The organism is Actinoplanes sp. NPDC049802 (genome assembly GCF_040656595.1).
In the GTDB taxonomy this organism is placed as follows: Bacteria; Actinomycetota; Actinomycetes; order Mycobacteriales; family Micromonosporaceae; genus Actinoplanes.
Map to the genome: position 1 here is coordinate 22,025 of NZ_JBFAMR010000066.1, position 24,602 is coordinate 46,626.

At 71.9% G+C, this 24,602-nt stretch carries 16 protein-coding genes; 6 read left to right on the forward strand and 10 right to left on the reverse strand.

Features of this window, described 5'->3' with window-relative positions; genetic code table 11:
• Positions 1-105: 105 nt before the first annotated feature.
• Positions 106-4,836 (forward strand): diguanylate cyclase, encoded by a 4,731-nt coding sequence (locus AB0I88_RS32245; protein WP_361033288.1) that lies wholly within the window; start codon positions 106-108, stop codon positions 4,834-4,836.
• A complete protein-coding gene (locus AB0I88_RS32250; RefSeq protein ID WP_361033293.1) occupies positions 4,833-6,716 on the forward strand; it encodes a bifunctional diguanylate cyclase/phosphodiesterase in 1,884 nt (627 codons plus the stop codon). Before AB0I88_RS32245 ends, AB0I88_RS32250 begins: the two co-directional genes overlap by 4 nt.
• Positions 6,717-6,878: 162 nt before the next feature.
• Here the strand turns inward: AB0I88_RS32250 and AB0I88_RS32255 are convergent, their stop codons facing one another.
• A complete protein-coding gene (locus AB0I88_RS32255) occupies positions 6,879-7,682 on the reverse strand; it encodes an SAM-dependent methyltransferase (RefSeq protein ID WP_361033296.1) in 804 nt (267 codons plus the stop codon).
• 72 nt (positions 7,683-7,754) lie between these two features.
• A complete protein-coding gene (locus tag AB0I88_RS32260; protein ID WP_361033300.1) occupies positions 7,755-9,176 on the reverse strand; it encodes an MFS transporter in 1,422 nt (473 codons plus the stop codon).
• Between the two features lie 1,136 nt (positions 9,177-10,312).
• On the opposite strand from AB0I88_RS32260, the gene AB0I88_RS32265 reads away from it, so the two are divergent.
• Positions 10,313-11,311 (forward strand): hypothetical protein, encoded by a 999-nt coding sequence (locus AB0I88_RS32265; protein ID WP_361033303.1) that lies wholly within the window; start codon positions 10,313-10,315, stop codon positions 11,309-11,311.
• A gap of 38 nt (positions 11,312-11,349) precedes the next feature.
• Here the strand turns inward: AB0I88_RS32265 and AB0I88_RS32270 are convergent, their stop codons facing one another.
• The 4 genes from AB0I88_RS32270 to AB0I88_RS32285 all read right to left on the reverse strand — a co-directional run bounded on the left by AB0I88_RS32270 (position 11,350) and on the right by AB0I88_RS32285 (position 14,720).
• A complete protein-coding gene (locus tag AB0I88_RS32270) occupies positions 11,350-12,291 on the reverse strand; it encodes a LysR family transcriptional regulator (protein ID WP_361033306.1) in 942 nt (313 codons plus the stop codon).
• A 46-nt stretch (positions 12,292-12,337) separates the two neighbouring features.
• Positions 12,338-13,003, reverse strand: coding sequence for a VanZ family protein (locus tag AB0I88_RS32275; protein ID WP_361033309.1), 666 nt, complete (start codon positions 13,001-13,003; stop codon positions 12,338-12,340).
• 132 nt (positions 13,004-13,135) lie between these two features.
• Positions 13,136-13,660: a GtrA family protein gene (locus tag AB0I88_RS32280; RefSeq protein WP_361033312.1), complete on the reverse strand. Its 525-nt coding sequence runs from the start codon at positions 13,658-13,660 to the stop codon at positions 13,136-13,138.
• A gap of 67 nt (positions 13,661-13,727) precedes the next feature.
• Positions 13,728-14,720, reverse strand: a complete 993-nt coding sequence (locus AB0I88_RS32285; RefSeq protein ID WP_361033315.1) for an SMP-30/gluconolactonase/LRE family protein — start codon at positions 14,718-14,720, stop codon at positions 13,728-13,730.
• Between the two features lie 238 nt (positions 14,721-14,958).
• Between AB0I88_RS32285 and AB0I88_RS32290 the strand changes: the two genes are divergently transcribed.
• The gene (locus AB0I88_RS32290) at positions 14,959-16,635 is read left to right on the forward strand and encodes a sulfatase-like hydrolase/transferase (RefSeq protein WP_361033318.1); all 1,677 of its coding nucleotides are present in this window, start codon (positions 14,959-14,961) and stop codon (positions 16,633-16,635) included.
• A gap of 60 nt (positions 16,636-16,695) precedes the next feature.
• On the opposite strand, the gene AB0I88_RS32295 is transcribed toward AB0I88_RS32290, so the two are convergent.
• Positions 16,696-18,588, reverse strand: a complete 1,893-nt coding sequence (locus AB0I88_RS32295) for a propionyl-CoA synthetase (RefSeq protein WP_361033322.1) — start codon at positions 18,586-18,588, stop codon at positions 16,696-16,698.
• A gap of 121 nt (positions 18,589-18,709) precedes the next feature.
• Positions 18,710-19,318 (reverse strand): TetR/AcrR family transcriptional regulator, encoded by a 609-nt coding sequence (locus AB0I88_RS32300; RefSeq protein ID WP_361033325.1) that lies wholly within the window; start codon positions 19,316-19,318, stop codon positions 18,710-18,712.
• Positions 19,319-19,458: 140 nt separating this feature from the next.
• Here AB0I88_RS32300 and AB0I88_RS32305 point away from each other — a divergent pair, with 140 nt between their 5' ends.
• On the forward strand, positions 19,459-20,622 hold the full coding sequence (locus AB0I88_RS32305; RefSeq protein WP_361033328.1) for an acyl-CoA dehydrogenase family protein: 1,164 nt from the start codon (positions 19,459-19,461) through the stop codon (positions 20,620-20,622).
• Positions 20,612-21,691: a CaiB/BaiF CoA-transferase family protein gene (locus AB0I88_RS32310; protein ID WP_361033331.1), complete on the forward strand. Its 1,080-nt coding sequence runs from the start codon at positions 20,612-20,614 to the stop codon at positions 21,689-21,691. The genes AB0I88_RS32305 and AB0I88_RS32310 overlap by 11 nt, the downstream gene beginning before the upstream one ends.
• A 246-nt stretch (positions 21,692-21,937) precedes the next feature.
• On the opposite strand, the gene AB0I88_RS32315 is transcribed toward AB0I88_RS32310, so the two are convergent.
• Together AB0I88_RS32315 and AB0I88_RS32320 are read right to left on the reverse strand one after the other, a co-directional pair.
• A complete protein-coding gene (locus tag AB0I88_RS32315) occupies positions 21,938-23,326 on the reverse strand; it encodes a cellulase family glycosylhydrolase (protein WP_361033334.1) in 1,389 nt (462 codons plus the stop codon).
• A 104-nt stretch (positions 23,327-23,430) separates the two neighbouring features.
• Positions 23,431-24,602: GGDEF domain-containing protein (locus tag AB0I88_RS32320; RefSeq protein WP_361033337.1), on the reverse strand; the 1,172-nt coding region annotated here is incomplete at its 5' end.

The following is a 24,602-nucleotide window of genomic DNA, read 5'->3' on the forward strand; positions in this document are numbered from 1 at the left end:
GGTCACCGGCAGCGCGTCACCGGGCCAAGCGTGGGGACGGCCGGTGGACGGTGGCGGTGCGGTAGCAAGGCTCACACCGGGCCGGGACGGGCCGATTCGCACGTCGTGACTCTCAACGGCCTGGAAGAAGTGCTGTACGACAGCGACCGCACCCGCGTCTCGCGCGTTCGCGTGACGGACGGCGGCTGGGTGATCCGCAAGCAGCCGCTCGGGCCGGGCGCCGCCGACCGCCTGCGCGACGAGATCGCGGTGCTGCGCCGGCTCGCGGGCCTGCCGGGCACACCGCGGCTGGCCGGGGAGCCGGACGAGGTGTCCTTGACGCTGGTGGACGCGTCCGCGCGTACCCTCGCCGATCTTGACGGGCCGTGGGAGCCGGAGGCGCTGACGGAGCTGGCGACGCGGCTGGCCGGCGTGCTCGCCGGGATTCACCGGCGCGGTGTGGTGCACCGGGACGTGAGCCCGGCGAACGTGCTGATCCACGACGACGGCCGGGCCACGCTGATCGACTTCGAGCTGGCCGGGAGCCCCGGGCGGAAGGCCGGTGACGTGCTGGCCGGGACGCTGCCGTACCTGTCGCCGGAGCAGACCGGGCGCACCGGCCGCCCGGTCGACCACCGCAGCGACCTGTACGCGCTCGGCGCCGTCCTGTACGAGCTGGCCACCGGCGCGCCGCCGTTCGGCCGCGACCGGGAGCCGCTCAGCCTGGTCCACGACCACCTGGCCCGCGTCCCGGTCCCACCCGCCGAGGTGAACCCGGCGATCCCGGACACGCTGTCGCGGATCATCCTGCGGCTGCTGTGCAAGGAGCCGGAGCAGCGCTACCAGAGCGGTGAGGGCCTGGCCCACGACCTCACGCTGGCCCGCGCCGGCGGCACGTTCGAGCTGGGTGGGCACGACTTCCCGCTGCGCCTGGCCGCGCCGGCCCGGCTGATCGGCCGGGACGCGCCGCTGGCCGCCCTGCACACGCTGCTGGCCGAGGCGAACGCCGGGGCCGGCCGGCTCGCGCTGATCACCGGACCGCCCGGCGTCGGCAAGACCGCCCTGGTCGACCGGTTGCGCCCGGCGCTGGCCGCGGCCGGTGGCCGGTTCGTGTCCGGCAAGTTCGACCAGTTCCACCACGACGCCGGCGGCGGCCCGATCCGGGCGGCGTTCGGCCAGCTCGGCACCCAGCTGCTGGCCGAGCCGGAGGACGTGGTCGCGGAACTGGGCGAGCGGCTGCGTGCCGCCCTCGGCCCGGACCGCGGCCTGGTCGCGGCCATGGCGCCGGCACTGCGTCCGCTGCTGGCGGTGACGCCGGAGGACCCGTCCGGCGGCGACCCGCGGGCGGTGTTCGCGCGCCTGCGCACGGCCTCGCTGACCCTGCTGCGGACCGTGGCGGGCGCCGGCCGTCCGGTGGTGTTCTTCCTCGACGACCTGCAGTGGGCGTCCGGCGCGTCGTTCCGGTTCCTCGACGACGTGCTGGACTCCGGCGATCTGCCGGGCCTGCTGGTGCTCGGCGCGTACCGGGAGGCGGACGTCGACGCGGCGCACCCGCTGACCGCGATCGTGGCCCGCGCCCACCGGGTGCCGCTGGCCGACCTGGGCCGCGACGACCTGACCGAGCTGATCGCCGAGATGCTGCGCCTGCCCCGGCCGGAGGCGGCGCCGCTGGCCGCCGTGCTGGCCGGCCGGACCGCCGGCAACCCGTTCGACACCGTCGAGCTGATCAGCGCGCTGCGCCGGGAGGGCGTGCTCGTCCCCGAGGGCGGCGGCTGGCGCTGGAACCCGGCCGAGGTGCGCGACTTCGCCGGCCACGGCGACGTGGTGGCGCTGCTCGGCGCCCGGATCGCGGCGCTGCCCGCGGAGACCCGCGGCCTCGTCGACATGATGGCCTGCCTCGGCGACTCCCTGGAGGCGTCGCCGGCGCTGCGCCCGGCCGTCGACGACGGTCTCGTCGTGGTCGACGGCGACCGGGCGCGGTTCCGGCACGACCGGGTGCATCAGGCCGCGTACGCCCGCCTGTCCGGCGACGACCGGGCCCGGCTGAGCCTGTCGCTGGCCCGCCGCCTGGCGCCCGCCCCGGCCGCCGCGGCGCTCTATCTCGCCGCCGCGGACCTGCTCACCGATCCGGCCGAACGCGCCTCGGCGGCGGCTCTGCTGCGCCGGGCGGCGCACTCCGCGCGGCTGGTCACCGACCACGCGGGGGCCGAGGCTCATCTCGCGGTCGCGCTGCGCCTTCTCGACGAGACCGATGCGGGGTACGCGGACACGCGCGCCGACCGGCATGCCGCCCTGTGCGCGCTGGCCCGGTTCGACGACGCCGACCGTGTCTTCGCCGAACTGCACGCCGGCGCGGACGACCCGGTGTGGCTGGCCCGCCCGGCGGCCGAGCAGATCGGGGCACTCACCAGCCGCCGGATGCTCGGCGACGCCCTCACTCTCGGGCTGGGCCTGCTCGCCCGGCTCGGCGTGGACGTGCCCGAGCCGGCCGCGATGGGCGCGCGGACCGGGGCCGGGCTGGCCGCCTTCTACGAGCGCCTGGCCACCTCCGGCGACGTGCGGCCGGAGCTGACCGATCCGCGGCTGCTGGCCATCGCCCATCTGATGAACAAGTTGAATCCGGCCGCGTTCTTCGCCGACCGTACGACGATGGCGTGGCTCGTGGTGGAGGCCGCCGATCTGTGGTCGGCGCACGGCACGTGTGCCGCGCTGACCGGTGCGCTCGGCAACCTGGGTGTGCTCACGATCGCCACCGGCGGCGACCACCGGGCCGCCTACCAGGCGATGTGCCGGGTGCTGGCGGCCGCCGAGGAGTACGGCCACGAGCCGGAGATCTCCCAGGTGCGGTTCATGCACGCGCTCGCCACGGTGCCGTGGTTCGAGCCGTTGGAGACCGGCGTACGGCTGGCGCACCAGGCCCGCGACGGGCTGCTGCGCGGCGGCGACCTGCGCAGCGCCCTCTACACCTACTTCGCGTCGGTGCCGCAGACGATGGAGTGCTCGGCCGACCTGGAGTCCTTCCACCGGGAGGCGCGGGCGGCTCTGGCGTTCGGCGAGCGGATCGGTGCCGGGGCGGACAGTGCCATGTTCGTCATCGCGGCCCGCCTGGTCGGCACGCTGCGCGGCGAGACCACCTTCGACGACACCTACCTGCGGACGCTGGCCGGCAACGAGGCGGCCACCGCCTACTACTCGACCATGCGGGCGCTCGCCGCGGCGATCTTCGGCGACGACGAGGCCCTGACCAGGCACAGTGCGACCGGGTTCGCGCTGCTGCCCACGCTGCCGGGCGTCTATCTCAACGTTCCGGGACACGTGCTGGCCGCGCTCGCCGCCGAGGTGACCGCGCGGACCGCCACCGGCGACGACCGCGACGCGGCGCTGACCGTGCTGGACCGCAGTGTCGCGTTCCTGGCCGCCCGCGCCGCCGACCAGCCGGGCAACTTCCGGCACCTGCACCGGTTCGCGGTGGCGACCCGGGCCGTGGCGCTCGGCGACTTCGCGACGGCGGCGGCCGCGTACGACGCCGCGATGGCCGACGCCGCCACCGCCGGACGGTCCTGGCACGCGCCGCTGATCACCGAGCGGGCCGCGCTGTTCTATCTGAACGGCGGGCTGGAGCACGTCGGCGCCCGGCTGCTGGCCGAGGCGCTGGCCGGGTACGCCCGCTGGGGCGCCACCGCCAAGGTGCACGCCCTCAAACGCACCCATCCGGCGCTCGGCTCGGCGGTCGCCGGCACGTCCGGGCGCGCCGCCACCCTCGGCGGTTCGCACAGTGTCAGCCTGTCCACCGAGGTGATCGACCTGCTGGCGGTCCTCGAAGCGGCCCGGGCGCTCAGCTCGGAGACCAGCCTGGACGCGCTGCGCGCCCGGGTGCGGCAGGTGCTCGGCGCGATGACCGGGGCCACCGCCGTGCACGTGGTGCTGCGCGACGACCGTGCCGGCGGGTGGGTGCTGCCCGCCGACGGCGACCGGCCGGAGATGAGCGCCGACGAGGCGGCCCGGCTCGGCCTGCTGCCGCTCACCGCCGTCCGGCACGCCGAACGCACCCGCGAACCGCTGCTCGTCGACGACGTGGCCCTGGACGACCGGGTGGGCCGGGACCCGTACCTGGCCGGGCTGGAGCACTGCTCGCTGCTGGTGGTTCCGGTCCTCGGCCACGGCCGGCCGCGCGCCGTGCTGGTGCTGGAGAACCGGCTGAGCCGTCGTGCCTTCTCGGCCGGGCGCCTGGACGCGGTGCTGCTGATCGCCGGCCAGCTCACCGTCTCGCTGGAGAACGCCCAGGTGTACGCGTCGCTGGAACGGGCCGTCGCCGAGCGCACCGAGGAACTGGCCGAGGCCAACCGCCGCCTCGAACTGCTCACCGTCACCGACCCGCTGACCGGGCTGCCGAACCGGCGCAAGCTCACCGCGTTCCTCGACGACGCCTGGCAGCGGGCGCACCGGGCCGGGGAACCGGTCGGCCTCGCGATGATCGACATCGACGAGTTCAAGAAGTACAACGACCACTACGGGCACCAGGGCGGTGACGACTGCCTGCGGCTGGTGGCGGAGGCGCTGCGCACGAGCGTACGGTCCACCGATCTGGTGGCCCGATACGGCGGTGAGGAGTTCTGCATCGTGATGCCCGGCGCCTCACCGGAGAACGCGCTGGTCGCCGCCGAGCGGGCCTGCCGTGCCGTGTCCCTGCTGCGGGCCCCGCACGCGCTCGCCGACGGCGGCATCGTCACCGTCAGCGTCGGCGTCACCGCCGGCGCCCCGCTCACCGGCCACGAGCCCAGCCATCTGTTCAAGCTCGCCGACGAGGCCCTGTACGACGCCAAGCGCGCCGGCCGCAACCGGGTGGTGGCCGGATGAGACACCGTTCCCGGCGCTGGGTGTTCGGCACCCTGGTCGCCTCGCTCGCGTGCCTGTCCGGGTTCGCGCTGGTGGACAGTCAGCGGCACGCCCGCATCGTCGAGGACATCGCCCGCAACGGCGACCAGGTGTCGGCCTACCAGCAGGCCGCCTACCTGTCGGCGTGGGAGATGGCGCTGATCGAGGCGAGCGTCAACAACCCGCGGGGCGCGCAACGGCTGCAGGTGCTCGACGCGGACACCGAGACGTACCAGGCGACGCTGCGGATCGCCGAGGTCACCCCGGAGGCGGCCACCATCGCCCAGCGGCAGATCAACCTGCGGCAGGTGATCATCTGGTATCTGTCGATGCTGGACCGCGGCGAGACGGCCAAGGCGCGGCAGACGCTGGAGACCGCGATCTCGCCCAGTTACCGGCGCAACGCCGCCCAGCTGCACGAACTGCAGAACCGCTACCAGCGGGAGTACGCCGAACGCCTGGCCGACGCCCGCCAGGACTCCCGGCGGCTGCTCGTCGCCAGCATCGTCACGTTCCTGCTGAGCCTGCTCGCGCTGGCCCTGTTCGGCTGGAACAGCCGCGCCCACCGTCGCCAGGTGGAGACGATGGCCGCCACCGACATGCTCACCGGGCTGCCGAACCGGGCCGCGTTCACCGCGCACCTGCAGCGGGCGCTGGACGTGACCGGGCCGGTCCGCACCACGCCCGGCGTCACCGTGCTGACCGTCAACATCAACGGCTTCCGGCACGTCAACGACCAACTCGGCCCGCACGTCGGCGACCGGCTGCTGGCCGAGGCCGGGTGGCGTCTGTCCGCCGTGGTACGTGACACCGACCTGATCGCGCGTACCGGCGGCGACGAGTTCGCGATCCTGCTGCGCGACCTCGACCCGGCCCGGGCCGAGAACGTGGCGGCCCGGCTGCGGGAGACCTTCGACGAGCCGTTCCAGCTCGACGACCTCACCGTCGACCTGGAGATCAGCATCGGCGCGGCCACCGCGGCCGACGGCGACGACGTCAGCACCCTGCTCGGGCACGCCGCCAGCGCCCTGCACGACGCCAAGTCGCAGCACGACGGGTACCGCCGGTTCACCGGAGAATCCGGACAGGACAGCGCCGACCGGCTCAACCTGCTCGGCGACCTGCGGCGGGCGCTGACCGACACCTCCCAGTTCACCCTGCACTACCAGCCGAAGATCGGCCTGGCCGACGGCGCCGTCGCCGGGGTCGAGGCCCTGGCCCGCTGGCACCACCCCACCCGCGGCCCGGTGCCGCCCGGCCAGTTCGTGCCGGTGCTGGAGACCACCAGCCTGATCCACCCGTTCTCCGAGCGGGTCCTCACCATCGCGTTGCAGCAGGCCCGCGAATGGATGGACGCCGGCCGGCACATCCCGGTCGCCGTCAACCTGTCCACCCGCAGCCTGCTCGACGGTTCGTTCCCGGACCGGCTGGCCGCGCTGCTGGAGTCCAGCGGGGTGCCCGGCGAACTGCTGTGCATCGAGATCACCGAACACACGGTGATGTCCGACCCCACCACGACGATCGACGCCCTGCACCGGGTCCGGGCCCTCGGGGTCAAAACCTCGATCGACGACTTCGGTACGGGCTACTCGTCGATGACCTACCTGAAGCTGCTGCCCGTCGACGAGCTGAAGATCGACCGCTCGTTCGTGGCCGACATGGTGACCGACGCGAGCAGCCGCGCCCTGGTCGCCTCGTCGGTGGACCTGGCCCACAACCTGGGTCTCACGGTCGTCGCCGAAGGTGTCGAGGACGCGGCCACCGCGGCGGCGCTGGCCGCCCTGGGCTGCGACACGGCCCAGGGCTACCACTTCGCCCGCCCTCAGCCGGCCGCCGACCTTCTGCTGGCCCAGCCCACATGAAAACGGCGAAGGGCGGCGACCTTGTGCGGGTTGCCGCCCTTCGCCGTGGCCTCGCTCAAGGCTCGCGCCCTTCCCGGCTCCCCGGTCAGGGCTTGCGGCGAGCGCCCTTTCCCGTGTCCTCGCTCAGGGCTTGCGGGCGACCGCCCTTTCCCGTGTCCCCGCTCAGGGCTTGCGGGCGACCGCCCCGAACTCGTCGACCTCGCGCAGGTCCTCGCCGGCCGCGTCGGCGGCCGGGCGCCACTTCGAGCACGGCACGAGGCCCGGCTCCAGCACTTCGAGGCCCTCGAGGAAACGGCTGAGCTGGTCGGGGTGACGCAGGTGGTACGACAGGGGGGCATTCGCGTTCCACACCCCGATCGCCTCCTCGAACGCCGGTCCGTCGATCACGTTCGTCCCGTCGGCGGTGAGGAAGTAACTGCCGGACGGCAGTGCCGCGAGCAGCTCGCGAACGATCGACACCGCCTGATCAAGATCGGGCACGTGACCGAGGATGTTCATGAGGATGAGACAGACCGGCTCATCGAGGTCCAGCGTCTCCCGCGCGCCCTTGATGATCTCGGCGGGCTCGTGCAGATTCGCGTCGATGTAGTCCGTCCTGCCCTCGGGCGTACTGGTCAGCAGCGCCCGCGCGTGCACCAGCACCAGCGGGTCGTTGTCGACGTAGACGATCCGCGCGCCGGCGTCCGCGGCCTGCGCCACCTGGTGCGTGTTCTCCGCGGTCGGCATGCCGGTGCCGACGTCCAGGAACTGCCGGATCCCCTTCTCCCGCACCAGGAAGGTGACCGCCCGTTTCAGGAACGCCCGCGAGTGCCGGGCCACCACCTCGATGTCCGGATACAGATTCGCGAAGTCGTCGCCGACCGCCCGGTCCACCGGGAAGTTGTCCTTCCCACCGAGCCAGTAGTTCCACACCCGGGCCGAGTGCGGCACGCTCGAGTCGAGGTTGGCCGCGTCACTGTCGGTCATGGCCGGAAGCATAGCCCTAATCCTTTCCGGTCCACAGCGGACGGTTCACCGATTCCGACGACCCCCGCGACGTCACCGATCCGCACGGGCCGCGGCATGATCGCCGGGCTTCGCGGACGTTCCCCGATCCGAACGGCCCGGCGGCACGATCGTCAGCAGCGCCAGAACGCCCGCGACGCTGACCGCGGCGCCCAGGAGCTGCGCTCCGCCGTACCCCGCCCCCGCGCCGATCATCGACAGGAAGACGGCGACCGAGATCGCCCCGCCCACATGGCTCGTCGACTCGAACAGCGCCGACGCCACACCCCGGTCGGCGGGCGCCGCGTCGACGACCGCGGACCGGGTCAGGGCCACATATATCGGCCCGCCGGAGAGCCCCCACACCGCCAGGCAGACGATGATCACCGGCACCGGACCGTCGTCGGCCTGAGAACCGGCCAGCGCCAGGGACGCCGAACACACCAGCAGTGCGGTCGCGGCCACCGCGCGTGTTCCGTACCGTCGCACCAGTGCACTCGCCGGAACCGCGCTGATCAGCGCGCTCACCAGCATCGGCGCGAGCGCCAGCCCGGCCTGCGCGGCCGACAGGCCGTGCCGTTCCTGCAACGCCAGGCTCCCGACGACGACCACCGCCGAGTAGGCCGCCGAATGCGCGGCGAATGCCAGACAGCAGGCGGTCAGCCGCCGCGACCGCACCACCGACGGCTTGATCAGCGGCGCGGCGGCCCGCCGCTCCCACCGGACGAGCGCCCCCAGCATCGCCAGCCCGGCGAGCACCGGCAGCAGCGCGCCGGCTCCCGGACCGCGCTCCCCCACCTGCCCGGCACCGTGGATCACGGCCACCAGCCCACCGGTGACCAGCACCGCCCCACCCACGTCCAGCCCGCGCCACGTCTCTCCCGGCGCGTCCGGCGGCAGGACTCGCAGGGCCACCACCACCGCGATGACAGCGACCGGCACGACGATCAGAAAGAGCCACCGCCAGCCGAGCAGAGAGGTGATCAGCCCACCGCCGACCGCCCCGGCGATCCCGGCCGTGTTGGCCGCCGACGCCACCACCGAGAAGACCCGGCTGCGCCACGGCTCCTCCGGAAACAGCGTCCCCGCCGAGGCGAGCGCCGCCGGAATCGCGAACGCGGCCCCCACCCCTTGCATGACCCGTCCGGCGAGCAGCGGCCCCGCTCCCGGCGCCACCCCGGCCACGAGCAGACCGACAGCGGTCAGCGCGAGACTCGCCACCATCGTCCGGCGACGGCCCCACAGATCGCAGACCCGCCCGCCGAGCACCAGGAACCCCCCGATGCTGAGCGAGTAGAGCGTCACCACCCATTGCAACCGCCCCGGCGAGAGCCCGAACTCGTCCCCGATGGCGGGCAGCGCGGTGGCCACCGCCAGGCTGTCGAACAGCACGAGGAACATCGCCCCGGCGAGCACCAGCGCCGTGCTCCACCCCCGCCGCACCGGCGTGACCGCCGCTTCGCCCCGAACGTCCATCGTGCTCAGTTGCCCGGTCACTCTCCTGAAAAACCAGATCCGGTACGCCCGGACGGCCGGACTGCCCGGATTCCGGCTGATCTTGTTCGGCCGGCCGTAGACGCTGACCCTGCCGGCTTATCAATAGAGGCTCGCTACCAGCGCATATCCGGTCCGGCCCTGCTTCGCCAGGCCCCACGACGCGGGTGCCGGGTAGCGGAACCGGACCTGGACCAGGGATTCGATGACCTGCGGTCGGCGGTCGGCGGTCCAAGACCGGTGAAGACCCGTCCGCTGCGGCGGTTGCGCATGTAGACGGCATTACGTGAACGGTGCGCTCGTCCCCGAGCAAGACCGGCGAAACGACCCGGCCGGCCGGTGATGACTCCCCGGGCGACCGCCGCTGACGCTGTCCCCTGGACTTCACCGTGCGGCACCGGACGGCCGCCACACGCCGCCACCACCACGATCACCAGCCGGCAGCGCACGCAGAAACGAATCCCCATCCGGGGAGACCGGACACGGATCACGGCATCGGTGTTCCGCAGACATGACACCCGCAGCGGGTGTCCTCACACCCACTACGGGTGTCGCGTTCTCCGAGCACACATCGCCCTGCACGCTGGCCCACCGGACGCCAGGGCGACAAGGCGACAGAACGACAGAACGACAGGGCGCGCCGTCGGTGCGCTGTGGGCGCCCGCCCGCCCGGCGGGCGGACGGGGCCGAGCGATTCGGCACGCATGCAGGGCCCTGCGTGGTCGCTCACGAGTGTCACAGCAGTGCTCGGGGCACACGATCGGTGCGCTGGGCGCCCCGCCCGCCCGGCGGGCGTGCAGGCGGGTGGGCGGGGGCAGACGATTTCGCCAGCAGGGTCGGTGCTGTTTCGGCGTTGGTGAGGCCGCGCTCAGCACCGGCCGCACGGCGCCGGCCGGCCGTGGGCGCTGTCTGGCGGGTGTCGCCGGTGTTCGGGACAGCATGGACCGGGCCGGCGGACGCCCGCTTTCGCGGCGTTCACCTGGGCCGCGTTCATCGAGGACGTGAAGGCGGGGTGCTTGACGAAGTGACACCGTGCGGAACCTCATGCGGGCGCGGCGGCGACCGATCCCTAGCGGCGCCTGACACTTCCGCTTCTCGACCGCTTGGGGTTCTGCCGCATGTCCGTTCTCACCCGCCCCGCCGTTCTGCTCGCTTCCGCGGCCGTGGCCGCCGGCCTGCTCGTCGCGCCCGGCGCCGCCTACGCCGCCGACACCACCACCCAGCTCACCGCGGCCGAGATGAAGGCGGCGCTGGAGAAGGTGTCGGCGGCCAGCGACACGGCCGCCGCGGAGGGTTGGAAGGGCGCCGCCGGCTACCGGTTCACGGAATCCGGGAAGTCCGTGACCGGCACCGAGACGATCACCGCCGACCGTACGCACGGGCTGCTCTCCGACGTCTTCGCGGTCGACGGGTTCGGGGCGACGACGCTCGTGCTGGACGAGGGTGACGGTGTCTACCAGTCGATCAGCGGTGGACCGCAGGTGGACGCGCTCAAGATGATGGGCCGGTCCGCGGTGAAGTACGTCTTCGTCGCCGACAAGACGGTCAGCCTGGAGGACAGCGCCCCCGACCCGGGCGACCTGGTCGAGGACTACGCGGTCGCGGGCACGCGGACGGCGCATGAGGACGGTTCGGCGCACTACGCGTTCACCGCCGGGGACGGTGTGTCGATCACTCTGCACGTCGGCGCCGATGCGGTGCTGACCGGCACCGACGCCACGATGACCGAGGACGGCGGCACCAGCGAGGTGTCGCTGGACTACTCCTACGGCCCGCAGACGGTGCACAAGCCGGCGGCCGCCGAGACGATCGACCACAAGACCCTGGCCACCGGTGTCGCCTACCTGACCATGCCGGAGACCGTGAAGCGCGCCGCGTCGCTCGGCGCCGCCGACACCCGCAAGGCCGCCAAGGGCCGCAAGGTGAACGTCACGACGCTGCGCAGGGTGGTCCGCGCCGACGCGTCGGCGGTGAACAGTTACGCCGGCGTCGCCATGGTCAAGGTCAAGAACGTCTCCGGCGGTGTGCGGGTCTTCGGCACCAACCCGTGGACGAAGAAGACCGTCACCTACTCGGTCAAGGCCTCCGGCAAGAAGGTCGTCGTCAAGAAGCTCTGACCACCCGCCGAACCGGGCGCCGCCCTCACGCTTGCGGGTCACGGATCGAGCGATGCCCCGGCCTCGGCCTCGTCGCGGTGTGCCGGGTCGGGGCGGGGGCCGGCCATCTCGACCAGGTGGTGGCGCAGCGACTGGGCGGCCGCGTTCAACGGCCGGTCCCGGTGGTGGATCACGCCGATCGGCGGGTGCACCGGCGGCGGATGCAGGTGGCGGATCTCGATGGCCGGGCCGCACGGGTCCTCGGCCGCCGACCGGGACAGCAGGCCCACCCCCAGGCCGGCCGCCACCAGCGAGCGGATGCCGGCCGGGCCGTCCGTCTCGTACTGCACGCGGGCCGTGAACCCGGCCGACCGGGCCGTGTCGTCGAGGATCCAGCGCTGCCCGCTGCCCGGCGGCAGGCTCACGAACGGCTCGTCGCGGGCCTCGCCCAGGGTGAGCCGGCCGGAGCGGGTGAGCGGGTGGCCGACCGGCAGCGCCAGGATCAGTTGCTCGTCGGCGAGCGGCAGCGCGTCGAACCGCGGCGGCATCTCGGCGTGCACCGCCCCGATGACCAGATCCAGCTCACCCTGATCCAGCGCGCCGAGCAGGCTGACCAGCAGCCCGGAACGCTGCCGCAGGGCGATCCCCGGATAGCGGTCGCGGAACCGGGCCAGCGCCCGCGGCAGGTCGTAGGGGCCGAGCATGCCGGTCGCGCCGACGGTCACCCGGCCGCTGACCACGGCGGTGATCTCGTTCATCTCGGTGCGGGCGCCGTCCAGTTCGGCGAGGATCCGCCGCGCCCGGGCCACGAACATCTCCCCGGCCGGAGTGAGCGCCACCTTGCGGGTGGTCCGCGCGAACAGGGTGACGCCCAGTTCGACCTCCAGCGCCCGGATCTGGGCGGACACCGCGCTCTGGGCGATGTGCAGGCGTTCGGCGGCACGGGTGAACCCGCCGTACCGGGCCACCGCCTCGACGTAGCTGAGCTGCCGTAACTCCACCCGGTCAGGGTGCGTGCCACCGCCCCTTCCTGGGCGATTTTAGCCCTTAAATCATCTTAACCGCTGATCTCGACGCGGTAACCCGGTCACCGTCACGCCGCCACCAGCGGCGGGACACGCACGCGGCCAGCGCCGCACCGGCCGCGTTGAGCAGCACGTCGTCGACCGAGGACACCCGGTCCAGGCGCAACGTGTACTGCGCGATCTCGATCAGCGCCGAACAGCCGGCCCCGAGCGCCAGGATCCGCGGCACCGACGCCAGCGCCGCGAACCGGATCGGCGCGAAGAACCCGAGCGCCGCGAAGATCAGCAGGTTGCCGCCGATGCCGAGCGGCCCCATGACGGCCAGGTCCACCAGCGGAGTGAGACTCACCCGCCCGGCAACGACACCCGCACCCGGACCGGGCATCAACGTGAGCCACACCATCGGCACGGTCCCGTAGACCATGCCCACCTCGGCCAGCGACCTCCGCCACGCCATCGGACCCGGCCGCAACCCCTTCAACACCCACGCCAGGAGTACGGCCGACGGCGCCCCCACCAGCGTCATCAGGACCACACCGTTCTCGGTGTCGTAGCAGCCGTGCCAGTGCCCGTCGAAGCATCGCGGCGCGGACATCAGCAGCGGCCGCCGCACAACGTAGGCGGCGTACAGCACGCCCAGCAGGACCAGGCCGGGAAGCAGGGCGCGGCGCGCCGTACCGAGATTCATGCCGCCATCAAAGCCGCAGCTTCGTCGCGGTGGCGTAAGCGTCCGGCGATTCCCATCGATACACGCCCGGCGCCGACGGCATACTCGCTGCCCAGCGGTCCGCACCGTCGACCGGGCGCGGCCCACGAGAGGTCACGCGAAGGGGTCGCGCGGCAGGTCCGGCGAAAGGTCCTGCACCTCGGACTCGTGGCGGACCAGGGCGCTGCGGGGGCCCCGCCGGGCGCGCGGGACACGGGTGCGCGGCCGGACACCGGAATGCGGGAAGACGAACCGTTTGAAGGCCCACAGCCGGAAGCACATCGCGATGAGCGTGCCGAGGATGATGCCGGAGACGAAGTCGGCGATCTCCTGGACCGGACGGCTCACCTCCGGAACGCGCAGGTCCAGCACGTACCGGGAGACGGCGAGCGGCAGCGAGTTGAGGGCGATGCCGATGGCGCTGACCGAGAAGAACAGCGCGGCCTCGTGATGGCGTTCCCGGCCGCCCCGGGTGCGGAAGGACCATTCGCGATTGAGCACATACGACAGGACGGTGGCGATGATCGTGGCGACCGCCAGCGCGGTGACCGGCTTGTCGTGCAGCACCGTCAGCTTCAGCGCGTAGTTGATCACTGTTGTCGTGACGAAGCAGACGCCCCCGACCAACAGGAACTTCACCGCTTCATGGTGTTTGCGCACCAGGGTGGTTAACCACATCCCGGCGACCCTAGCGCACGCACGCCGGTCAATCGGTCCCGAGGCGGAGAACCGCCACGTCAGGTTCGGTGAGACTGCCGGCGACGATCGTCCCGTCCCGCTCGGCGACCGACGTCACGAAACCGTAGGACCCGTCGGCGGCCCGCAGATCGTGCACGAGCCGGCCGTCCAGATCGAAGGCCATGACCCAGGCGATCGGCACGGCCTTGGGCCGCACCGCCTCCGGCAGGTTCCACACCAGCGTCCGCAGCAGGCCGGGCAGCGGCAGCAGCCGGTCGAGCAACCCGTTGCGGGGCGCCGCGATCCCGATCCACAACAGCCCGTCACCACCGAGGAACATGTTGTCCGGGAACCCGGCCAGGTTCTCCACCAGCGTCTCCACCTCACCGGCGCGCGGCCCGGCCAGCAGAAACCGTCGCACCCGGTAACCGGTCGTCTCGGCGACCAGCAGATACGACTCGTCCGGCGCCAGCACCAGGCCGTTGGCGAACTTCAGCCCGCTCATCAGGGTGGTGACCGTCCCGTCCGGGTCACGCCGCAGCAGCCGCCCCGTGCACGAGTGCTCGAACAGGTCACCGAGATGGTCGTCGAGACTCCACCGGCTGGTCGACGCGGTGAAATAGATCGTCCGGTCGGTGGACTCCACGACGTTGCTGGCGAACCTCAGCGGCACACCGTCCACCGTGTCCACCAACGTCGTCACGGAACCGTCAGCGCGTACCTCGAGAAGGCCTTTGTCGTGGTCGCAGACCAGCACCGAACCGTCGGCGCGGGCGTGCAGCCCGAGCGGTCGCCCGCCGGTGTCGGCAAGCACCGTGCGTTCCCCGCTCACCGGGTCGAGCCGGACGATCCGCCCGTCCGCGATCCCGCAGACCACCCGCCCGTCCGCGTCGAACACCACATCCTCCGGCCCGCGCCCGCCGGTCGGCAGCCGCCGCCCCACCCGCAGCCGCCCGGTGGGCCCCCGGTCGTCGAGGACGGGCGGCTTCCAGCGCAACGGGCTGATCCTGCGGCGGGCCATCGCTCCTCCAGAAAACGATCGGTCCCGCATCGTCGCAGGTCCCGCCCGGCACGGCCACCCCGGTCCGGCATCGCGCGGAACAACCGGTCCGGCAACCGCGGTCACCCCCGAACAGGACCGTCCGGTCCACCGAGCCGACTTCTTGGTCACCCGGCTGAACCATCCCGGCCCACGGTGCGTTCACCATGTCGTGCAGCCGACAGACCTCGCCGATCCGTCCACGCCCGAAGAACCCCAGGTGGAGAAGGAACCGGAGCCCACCCCCGAGAAACCCCATCGGGTACGACGGCTGCTGAACTCGCCGTGGACGTCGCGATCCCTGACCGTCGTGGCCTGCCTGACCGTCTTCGTGGCGCTGCTCTACCCCAACGTCCTGCGCCGGGTCGGCGTCGGCAGCTTCGCCCGCATCCCGATCGAGGCCGCGGTCATCATCCTGCTGCTCATCGTGCTGCCCCGCCGCCCCCGGATCGCGGTCGCCTCCACCATCGGCGTCCTGCTCGGCTGGCTGGTCGTCGAGAAAAGCCTCGACATGGGCTTCTTCCGCACCCTGGCCCGCCCGTTCGACCCGGTCCTCGACTGGTCACTGTTCGGCGACGCCTACAACTTCGTCAACGAGACCTACGGCGGGCTCGCCGCCTGGGCCGCCGTCATCGGCGCCCTCGTGCTCGGCCTCTCCGCCCCGGCGTTCGTCACCTGGGCCATGCTGCGCGTCGCCGCCCTGCTCACCCGGCACCGCCGCCGCTCCGCGTTCACCGCCACCGGCATCGCCGCCGCCTGGATGCTCACCCTCGCCCTCGGCGTCCAGCTCACCGCCGAGGTCCCACTCGCCGCCCGGACCTCCGCCACCTACGTCTGGGACCGCATCGGGCAGGCCCGCGAAGGACTGGAGAACGAGGCCGAGTTCGCGGCTGAGGTCGACCAGGACCCGTACCACGACGTCCCGCCGGACCAACTGCTCACCGCCCTGCGCGGCAAGGACTTCGTCCTCACCTTCATCGAGAGCTACGGCCGCAACGCCATCGAGGCCCCCGAGTTCGCCGAGACCACCGGCGCGCTGCTCGCCGACGGCGACACCAGACTCAAGGCCGCCGGATTCGCCGCCCGCAGCGGCTGGCTGACCTCACCGACGTTCGGCGGCAGCAGCTGGCTCGCCCACTCGACCCTGCTGTCCGGACTGTGGATCAACAACCAGTCCCGCTACCGCAACCTCAACGCCAGCCAACGGCTCACCCTCACGAAGGCGTTCAAGTCGGCGAACTGGGACACCGTCGCCATGATGCCGGGCAACAGCCGGCCCTGGCCGGAAAGCGAGTTCTACGGCTACAACCGGGTCTGGGACTCCCGCAACCTCGGCTACCAGGGCCCCAAGTTCGGCTGGGCCAGCATGCCCGACCAGTACACCCTCACCCGCTTCAACGAACTCGAATACACCAAACCCGGCCGCGCGCCGCTGATGGTCGAGATGCCACTGCTGTCCACCCACACCCCGTGGGCGCCCATCCCCAGCACCATCGGCTGGGACCAGGTCGGCGACGGCTCCGTCTACCACTCCCAGACGGCCGCCGCCACCCGCAAGTCGGAGATCTGGAACAGCACCAAGAAGGTACGCAAGGAATACGGCAAGTCCGTCGTCTACACGATGAGCACCCTGATCGACTGGATCCAGCGGTACGGCGACGACAACCTCGTGCTCGTCTTCCTCGGCGACCACCAGCCGTCCAGCGTCGTCTCCGGCGACAACGCCAGCCACGACGTGCCGATCACCATCGTCGCCAAGGACCCCGCCGTCCTCGACCGGATCACCTCCTGGGGCTGGACCGACAGCCTCAAACCGGCCCCCGACGCCCCCGTCTGGCCGATGAGCGACTTCCGCGACAAGTTCCTCACCGCCTACGGCCCGGACGGCGCCCACTAGAAAGCGTGGTGTGCGGCGCCGGTCCCGGTCACTCCAGGCGCCGCACACCACCCGAACCCTTTATCCGGACACGCGCGGTGAACGCAGCACCGGCCGCAACGCCTCCAGCACGTCCGGGTTCTCGATCGTCGCCGGAACCGCCTCCTCCCGCCCGTCGGCGATCCCCCGCATCGTGCCGCGCAGGATCTTCCCCGACCGGGTCTTCGGCAACGCCGCCACCACGTCGATCCGCCGCAGCGCCGCCACCGCCCCGATCCGCTCCCGGACCAGCGCCACCAACTCGGCCGAAAGCTTCGCGACGTCAGGCGCCACCCCGCTGCGCAACACCACGAAACCGCGCGGCACCTGACCTTTCAGCAGATCGCCCACCCCGATCACCGCGCACTCGGCGACCGCCGGATGGGCCGCCAGCACCTCCTCCATCGCCCCGGTCGACAGCCGGTGACCGGCCACATTGATCACATCATCGGTACGCCCGAGCACGTACAGATAGCCGTCGGAGTCGAACATCCCCCCGTCACCGGTCAGATAGTTGCCCTGGAACGCCGACAGGTACGAACGCACGTAGCGTTCGTCGTCGCCCCACAGCGTCGGCAGACAGCCCGGCGGCAACGGCAACCCGATCACGATCGCCCCCTCGACGCCGGCCGGTACATCGGTCCCGTCCGGGCCGACCACCCGCACCCGGTATCCGGGCATCGGCACCGACGGCGAACCCGGCCGGGTCGGCAGTTCCTCGATGCCGCGGGGGCTCGCCGCGATCGGCCAGCCGGTCTCGGTCTGCCACCAGTTGTCGATCACCGGTACGCCCAGCAGGTCACCCGCCCAGGCGTACGTCTGCGTGTCGAGCCGCTCCCCCGCCAGGAACAGTGTCCGCAGACCGCCCAGATCCCGGCCGGCCAGCAGTTTGCCCTCCGGATCCTCCTTGCGGACCGCCCGGATCGCGGTCGGCGCCGTGAACATGGCCGCCACCCGGTGCTGTTCCGCCACCCGCCAGAACGCGCCCGCGTCCGGGGTGCCGACCGGCTTGCCCTCGTAGAGGACCGTGGTCGCCCCGGTCAGCAGCGGCCCGTACACGATGTACGAGTGCCCGACGACCCAGCCCACGTCGGAGGCGGCCCAGAAGACCTCGCCCGGGCGTACCCCGAAGATCTTCTCCATCGACCACCGCAACGCGACCGCGTGGCCGCCGTTGTCCCGGACCACGCCCTTGGGCCGCCCGGTGGTGCCGGAGGTGTAGAGGATGTAGAGCGGGTCGGTGGCGGCGACCGGCACGCAGTCCGCCGGTTCCGCCCCGGCGATCGCGTCCGTCCAGCTCAGATCGCGGCCCGGGACCAGGTCGAAGGGTGCCTGCGGCCGCTGCAGGATCACGCAGCGCGACGGCACGTGGGCGGCTTCGGCCAGCGCCGCGGACAGCATCGGCTGGTAGGGCACCACCCGCCCGGCCTCGATCCCGCACGAGCTGGCCACGATCACCCGGGGCCGGGCGTCGTCGATGCGGGCGGTCAGCTCGCGGGCGCCGAACCCGCCGAAGACGACCGAGTGGACGGCGCCGAGGCGGGCGCAGGCGAGCATCGCCACGACCGCTTCCGGAACCATGGCCATGTAGATGACCACCCGGTCGCCGCGTTCCACGCCGAGCCGTCGCAGCGCCCCGGCGAACGAGGCCACCTCGTCGCGCAACTCCCGGTACGTGTACCCGCGCACCACCGAGGTGACCGGGCTGTCGTGGATCAGGGCGGTCTGGTCGCCGCGGCCACTGTGGACGTGCCGGTCGAGGGCGTTGTGGCAGGTGTTGAGCGTGGCGCCGGGGAACCACCGGAAGATCGGCGCTTCGGTGTCGTCGAGGATCCGGTCCGGTGGCTGGTACCAGTCGATCAGTTCGGCCGCGCCACGCCAGAAGCCGGCCGGGTCGTCGATGCTGCGCTTGTACTCGTCGAGGTATGCGCCCATCCCTCGACGCTGCGCCGTGGATCACACCTTGTCCAGCATCCTAGGAGGCTAGGCCCAGGAGAACGGCCCGGCGGAACACACGGTCCGTCACCCGGAGGCGGGACGGACCGGACGGTCCGGTTCAGACGGCCTGCGGGAACACCCGGTCCACCAGGGCGAGCAGGGACGTGGCGAGCAGCGCGTGCACCTGATCCCGGGTGAGAACGCCCCGCTGCAGCCACTCCTGGGCCGTCCAGATCGCCAGGCCGACGTAGGAGCGGCTCATCGCACGCAACGCCGGCGACGGATCGTCGCCCATCCCGACGGCGCGCAGCACGCCGGCCGCCGCGACGTCCACCGCCTCGGCGATCACCTGCTTCACGTCGGCATCGCCGGCCATCCCGCCGGCACCGGTCGCGGCCAGCCAGGAGGTGCTGTGCCGGGACACCACGTCGAGGAAGTAGCCGACGATCGAGTCGGCCCGTTCCGGCAGATCGCCTTCGGGAAGCTGCTCCAGGGCCACCTCGGGCACGGTCAGCATGACGCGCACGACTTCGAGGTAGAGATCCTTCTTCGTACCGAAGTAGTGGTTGACCAGACCACGGGCGACTCCGGCGTCACGGGCCACATCGGTGGTCGAGACCTCGGCATAGGGTCGCGACCCGAAGTGCCGGATCGCCACCGACAGGATCTGTTCACGCCGGGCGTCGGGCTCGAGCCGGCGCCGGCGCATCGACTCGGCGTGCACCACGGGCCAGACCTTACGGCACGTGGATTCATCGTGTTCCGAGATGCCCGTTTCATCGATCGATCGATCGCGGCGACAGATGGATGGTGGCAATTCATATCGAGCTTATTGACACATCGCCAATAGTGCTCGATGGTAGGTCGATGCCGACCCCTGGACTGGACGGTTACGTCGAACCGTGGCGCAAGCCGGAACACGACGACCTGGCCGAGCTCGCCCGCGCCTTCTTCACCAAGGAGGTGCTGCCGCACGCCGAGCGGCTGGAACGGCAGGGCCACCCCGATCGCGAGCACTACCGCCGGGCCGGCGAGCTCGGCCTGCTCGGCCTCTCCATCCCGGAGGAGTACGGCGGCGGGGGCGGCGACTTCACCCACGAGGCCGTGCTGCTGCACGAGCAGACGCTGGCCGGTGAGGGCAGCCTCGGCATCGCGGTGCACAGCGGGATCGTCACCGGGTACATCAACGAGTACGGCACCGACGAGCAGAAGCGGCGCTGGCTGCCCGGCCTGGTCAGCGGGGAGCTGGTCGGCGCGATCGCGATGACCGAGCCGGACGGCGGTTCCGACCTCCAGTCGATCCGCACGAGGGCGATCCGCGACGGCGACGACTACGTGGTCAACGGCTCGAAGACGTTCATCACCAACGGGATCCTCGCGGACCTGTTGGTCCTGGCCGTGAAGACCGACACGTCCGCACGCGCGCACGGCATGTCCCTGCTGGTCTGCGAGATCACCGGCGACCCGCGGGGTTTCCGGCGCGGCCGGCGGATCGAGAAGATCGGCCTGCACTCGAACGACACGGCGGAGCTGTTCTTCGACGACTTCCGGGTGCCGGCCGCCAACCTGCTGGGCGCCGAGGGCGCCGGCTTCATCCAGATGATGCAGCAGTTGCCGCAGGAGCGGCTGGTCATCGGGGTGGGCGCGGTGGCCGCCATGCAGCGGGCCGTGGAGATGGCGACCGCGTACGCGAAGGAGCGCACCGCCTTCGGCAAACCGCTGATCGGCCACCAGAACACCCGGATGGTGCTGGCCGACGTCGCGACCCGGACCAGGGTGTCCCGGATCTTCCTGGACGACTGCATCCAGCGGCACGCCCGTGGTGAGCTGGACGTGTCGACGGCCGCGATGGCCAAGCTGTATTTGACCGAGGGCCAGTGCGAGGTGGTCGACCGCTGCCTGCAGATCTTCGGCGGCTACGGCTACACCACCGAGTACCCGATCTCGAAGATGTACGCGGACGCCCGGGTCCAGAAGATCTACGGCGGCACGAACGAGATCATGAAGGAGCTGATCTCGCGTGTCCTCTAGGGGTCCCCTCGACGGTGTCCGCGTCGTGGAGCTGGCCGGTCTCGCGCCGGCCCCGTTCGGCTGCATGATGCTCGCGGATCTCGGCGCCGACGTGGTGCTCGTCGACCGGCCGGGCGGCACCGGACCGATCGGTCCGCTGCAGCGCGGCCGCCGCCTGGTCACCCTGGATCTCAAGTCCGGCGGCGGGAAGGCCGAGCTGCTGGCGCTCGTCGAGCGGGCCGACGTGCTGGTCGAGGGCTACCGTCCGGGGGTCGCCGAGCGGCTCGGGTTCGGCCCGGCCGACTGCGAGCGGATCAACCCGGGGCTGATCTACGCCCGGATGACCGGCTGGGGTCAGGACGGGCCGCTCGCGACGGCCGCCGGCCACGACATCGACTACATCGCGATCTCCGGGGCGCTGGAGCCGCTGGGCCGCCCCGGCGAACGCCCGCACGCCCCGGTCAACCTGCTGGGCGACTTCGCCGGCGGCGGCATGCTGCTGGCCGTCGGTGTGCTCGCCGCGCTGGTCGAGCGCGGGCGGTCGGGTCGCGGTCAGGTGGTCGACGCCGCCATGGTCGACGGTTCCTCGCTGCTGATGACGTTCCTGCACGGTTTCCTGGCCGAGGGCCGCTGGCCGGGCGGGCGCGGGCAGAACCTGCTCGACGGCGGCGCCCCGTTCTACGACACCTACCGGGCCTCCGACGGCGGCTACCTGGCCGTCGGCTCGCTGGAGCCGCAGTTCTACGCGGCGCTGCTCAAGGGCCTCGGCCTCGACGACGACCCGGACCTGCCCGGCCAGTTCGACGTCGGCGCCTGGCCGGAGCTGCGCCGGCGCTTCGCCGAACGGTTCGCGCTGCGCACCCGCGACGAGTGGGCGTCGATCTTCGACGGGCTGGACGCCTGCGTGAGCCCGGTCCTGTCGCTCACCGAGGCGCCACTGCACCCGCACAACCAGGCCCGCGGCGCGTTCGTCGAGGTCGGCGGGGTGGTCCAGCCGGCGCCGGCGCCGCGCCTGAGCCGCACGCCCGCGCCCACCCCGGAGGCCGTCAAACCCGCGACGGTCGAGGAGGTCCTGTCCGGCTGGGCTTAGCTCAAAACCACCATATCGTACGGAAAAGCCGCAAGCCGCTGCCCGGTCGAGGCAGTGCCGCGACCACCGGGCCGAGGTGGTGGGTCCGGCCGGCTTCCGGGTCGTCTCGCGGGCCGCGAGACGACCCTGGAGGCCGGCCGCACCTTGTTCATGATGGGGATGACGCCGAGCGGGGGCAGGCACGCGTCTGCGCCCATCGTTTCATGGGAGCGCTCCCAGTGCAACGTCCCGGCGGTTCGTGCCCGGTCAGGTGGCCGAGCAGGTCAGCGTGGGCACGCTGTTCTTCCCGGTCCAGGATCCGAGGAACCCGAACGACGTCGACGCCCCGGCCGCGAGGACGCCGTTGTAGCTCACGTTGCGAGCCGACACGGTCGAACCGCTGCTGGTCACCGTGGCGCTCCAGGCGTTGCTCACGGTCTGCCCGTCGGCGTAGGTCCAGGTCACGGTCCAGCTCCTGACCGGCGAGCCGGCGGTCACCTTCACCTCGCCCTGGAAGCCACCCGGCCACTGCCCGGCGATCGAGTAGGTGGCGGTGCAGGCGCCCGGCATGGACATCGACGGCGACGGCGACGCGGAGCTGGGCGACGGCGACGGGGAGGAGACCGACGGCGAGGCTGAGGCCGACGGGGAGGACGAACCGGGCGAGCTGGGCTGGGTGCCGCCGAAGACGGTGGCCTCCTTGCTGGTGGCCTTCAGCCCGTTCGGCCCGTTGACGATCCGCTGGCCCCAGGTGGTGAGCGAGGCCGCGTCGAAGTTGTTCGTCATGTCCAGGATCGGGTCGGTGTTGCCCGCCCAGGACCAGCCCAGGTAGCCGATCCCCCGGGCCTGCGCCTCGGCCATCAGCGCCTGGTCGTCGACCTGGCCGGAGTCGAACCGCCAGCCGAACTCGCCGATCACCAGCGGCCAGCCGCGGCTCTGGAAGTGGTCCAGGTAGGCGGTGATCGACGAGGCCGAGCTGAACACCGAGTACATGTGGATGGACAGCACCGTGTTGTCCCGGCTGTCGGCGTCCAGCACCGTCTGGGCGTTGTCGCGCATCACGTACTGCCAGTCCTGACCCCAGTTAGGGGCGTCGATCATCAGCAGGTGCTCGAACCCGTTGGTGCGCATCTTCTGGATCGCGGCGACGGTCGCGGCGGTCCACTGGGACGGGTCGGTGTTGCCGATCGGCTCGTTGCCGATGTTGATGACGACGTAGTTCTCCTGCCCGGTCAGCACGCTCTTCAGGCCGGTCCAGTAGTTCACGGCCTGGTCCAGGGTGTAGGCGGCGCCGTCCTCGCCGTACCCGGTGGTGTCGTGATTCTCCAGCACGCAGATCATCCGGTTGGCCTTGCACAGGTTGATCACGTTCGACACGTCGGCGGCGGTGTTCGCCGTCCAGCGGCCACCGCTGAGCACCACCCGGACCGTGTTGGCGCCGGCCGCCTTCATGTCGGCGAACGAGCCGGTCTGCCCGGCGTACCAGGTGTGCATGTGGTTGATGCCGCGCATCACGAACGTGTTGCCGTTGGCCTCGACGATGTCGCGGCCCTCGACGTGCAGGCCGGTGGCGGCGTAGGCGGGATTGACGAAGGTCAGCACGGATGCGGTGAGGGTGACGAGGACGGCGGCCAGAACGGCCAGTCTTCTCTTCATGACCTGCCTCTTGGGGGAAGTGAACGGCGTATGACGGCGCGTTCCACCCGCCCCCGGGCAGTTGACAACCTACTCCCGGCACCCTCTCATCGCAACGCGTCGATTCAGGCGGCGTGCCGGCGGCCGCGCTTCTCCCGGTACATGGCGGCGTCCGCCTCGGCGGTCAGCGCGTCGAGGGCCGCCTCTCCCCCGGCCGGCCGCAACGCCACCCCGATACTCACCCCGACCGTCACCTGAACGCCGTCACCGAGATCCGCGGGCCGCCCGACGGCCTCACGGACCCGTTCGCAGGCCACCGCCACCGTGGCGTGATCGGCGCCCGGCAACAGGACCAGGAACTCGTCGCCGCCCAGCCGCCCCACCACCGGCGCCTCGTCGTCCGACCCGGTGACGTCACGCAGGGCGCCGGTCAGCCGTTCGCCGATCAGATGCAGCAGCCGGTCCCCGGCGGCGTGCCCGTGGGTGTCGTTGACCTGTTTGAAGCCGTTGAGGTCGAGCAGCAGCACGCCGAGCGGGCAGCCGGTGAGCCGGTCCGCGCAGTCGGCCAGATGGGCGCGGTTGGGCAGCCCGGTCAGGCCGTCGTGAGTCGCCTGGTGCCGCAGCGCCTCCCGGGCCTCGTGAAGCGTCCGCAGGTGCCGGGCCAGGCTGGACGACTGGGTGCCGGTGATCACCGCGATCATCAGGTGGCCGCCGAACACGAACGGGATGTCCGCCGAGTCCGGGAACGCCACGATGAAGATCGCCGTGGTCAGGGCCCAGACGGCCAGCGCCCCGGGCAGCCGGTGCCGGACCGCGCCGATCACCACGGCCAGCGCCAGCAGCGGCCAGGTGGTCTCCCGGGTCTGCTCCTCGGCGATCACCACGAAGACGATGATCGCGGCGGTGTCCAGGGCCACCTGGAGGGCGCTGCGCATCTCGTACCGGCGTGAACCGGGCCGCCGGAAGTTCTTGAGGGCGAAGAGGCTGGAGCACGTCATGCCCACGACCGCGATCCAGCTGACGGCCCGCATCCCGGTGCTCTGCAACTGCTCGGGCGCCATGGCGCCGAACCCGGCGGCGTAGAGCGCCGTGCAGAGGATGCCGACGCCACGGGACACCAGGGCGGCCGACTCGATGGTGCGCCGACGGGACAACAGGGCCGCGTCGGACGGCGCCGCGATCACCGTACGCATGAGATCTTCACTGTGCCAGTTGCGGAAGAACTCGGAGTCCCGGAACTCCGCCTCGGACACGTCCAGAAGGAACGACCGCCAGGTCGGACAGACCAGTACGTAGT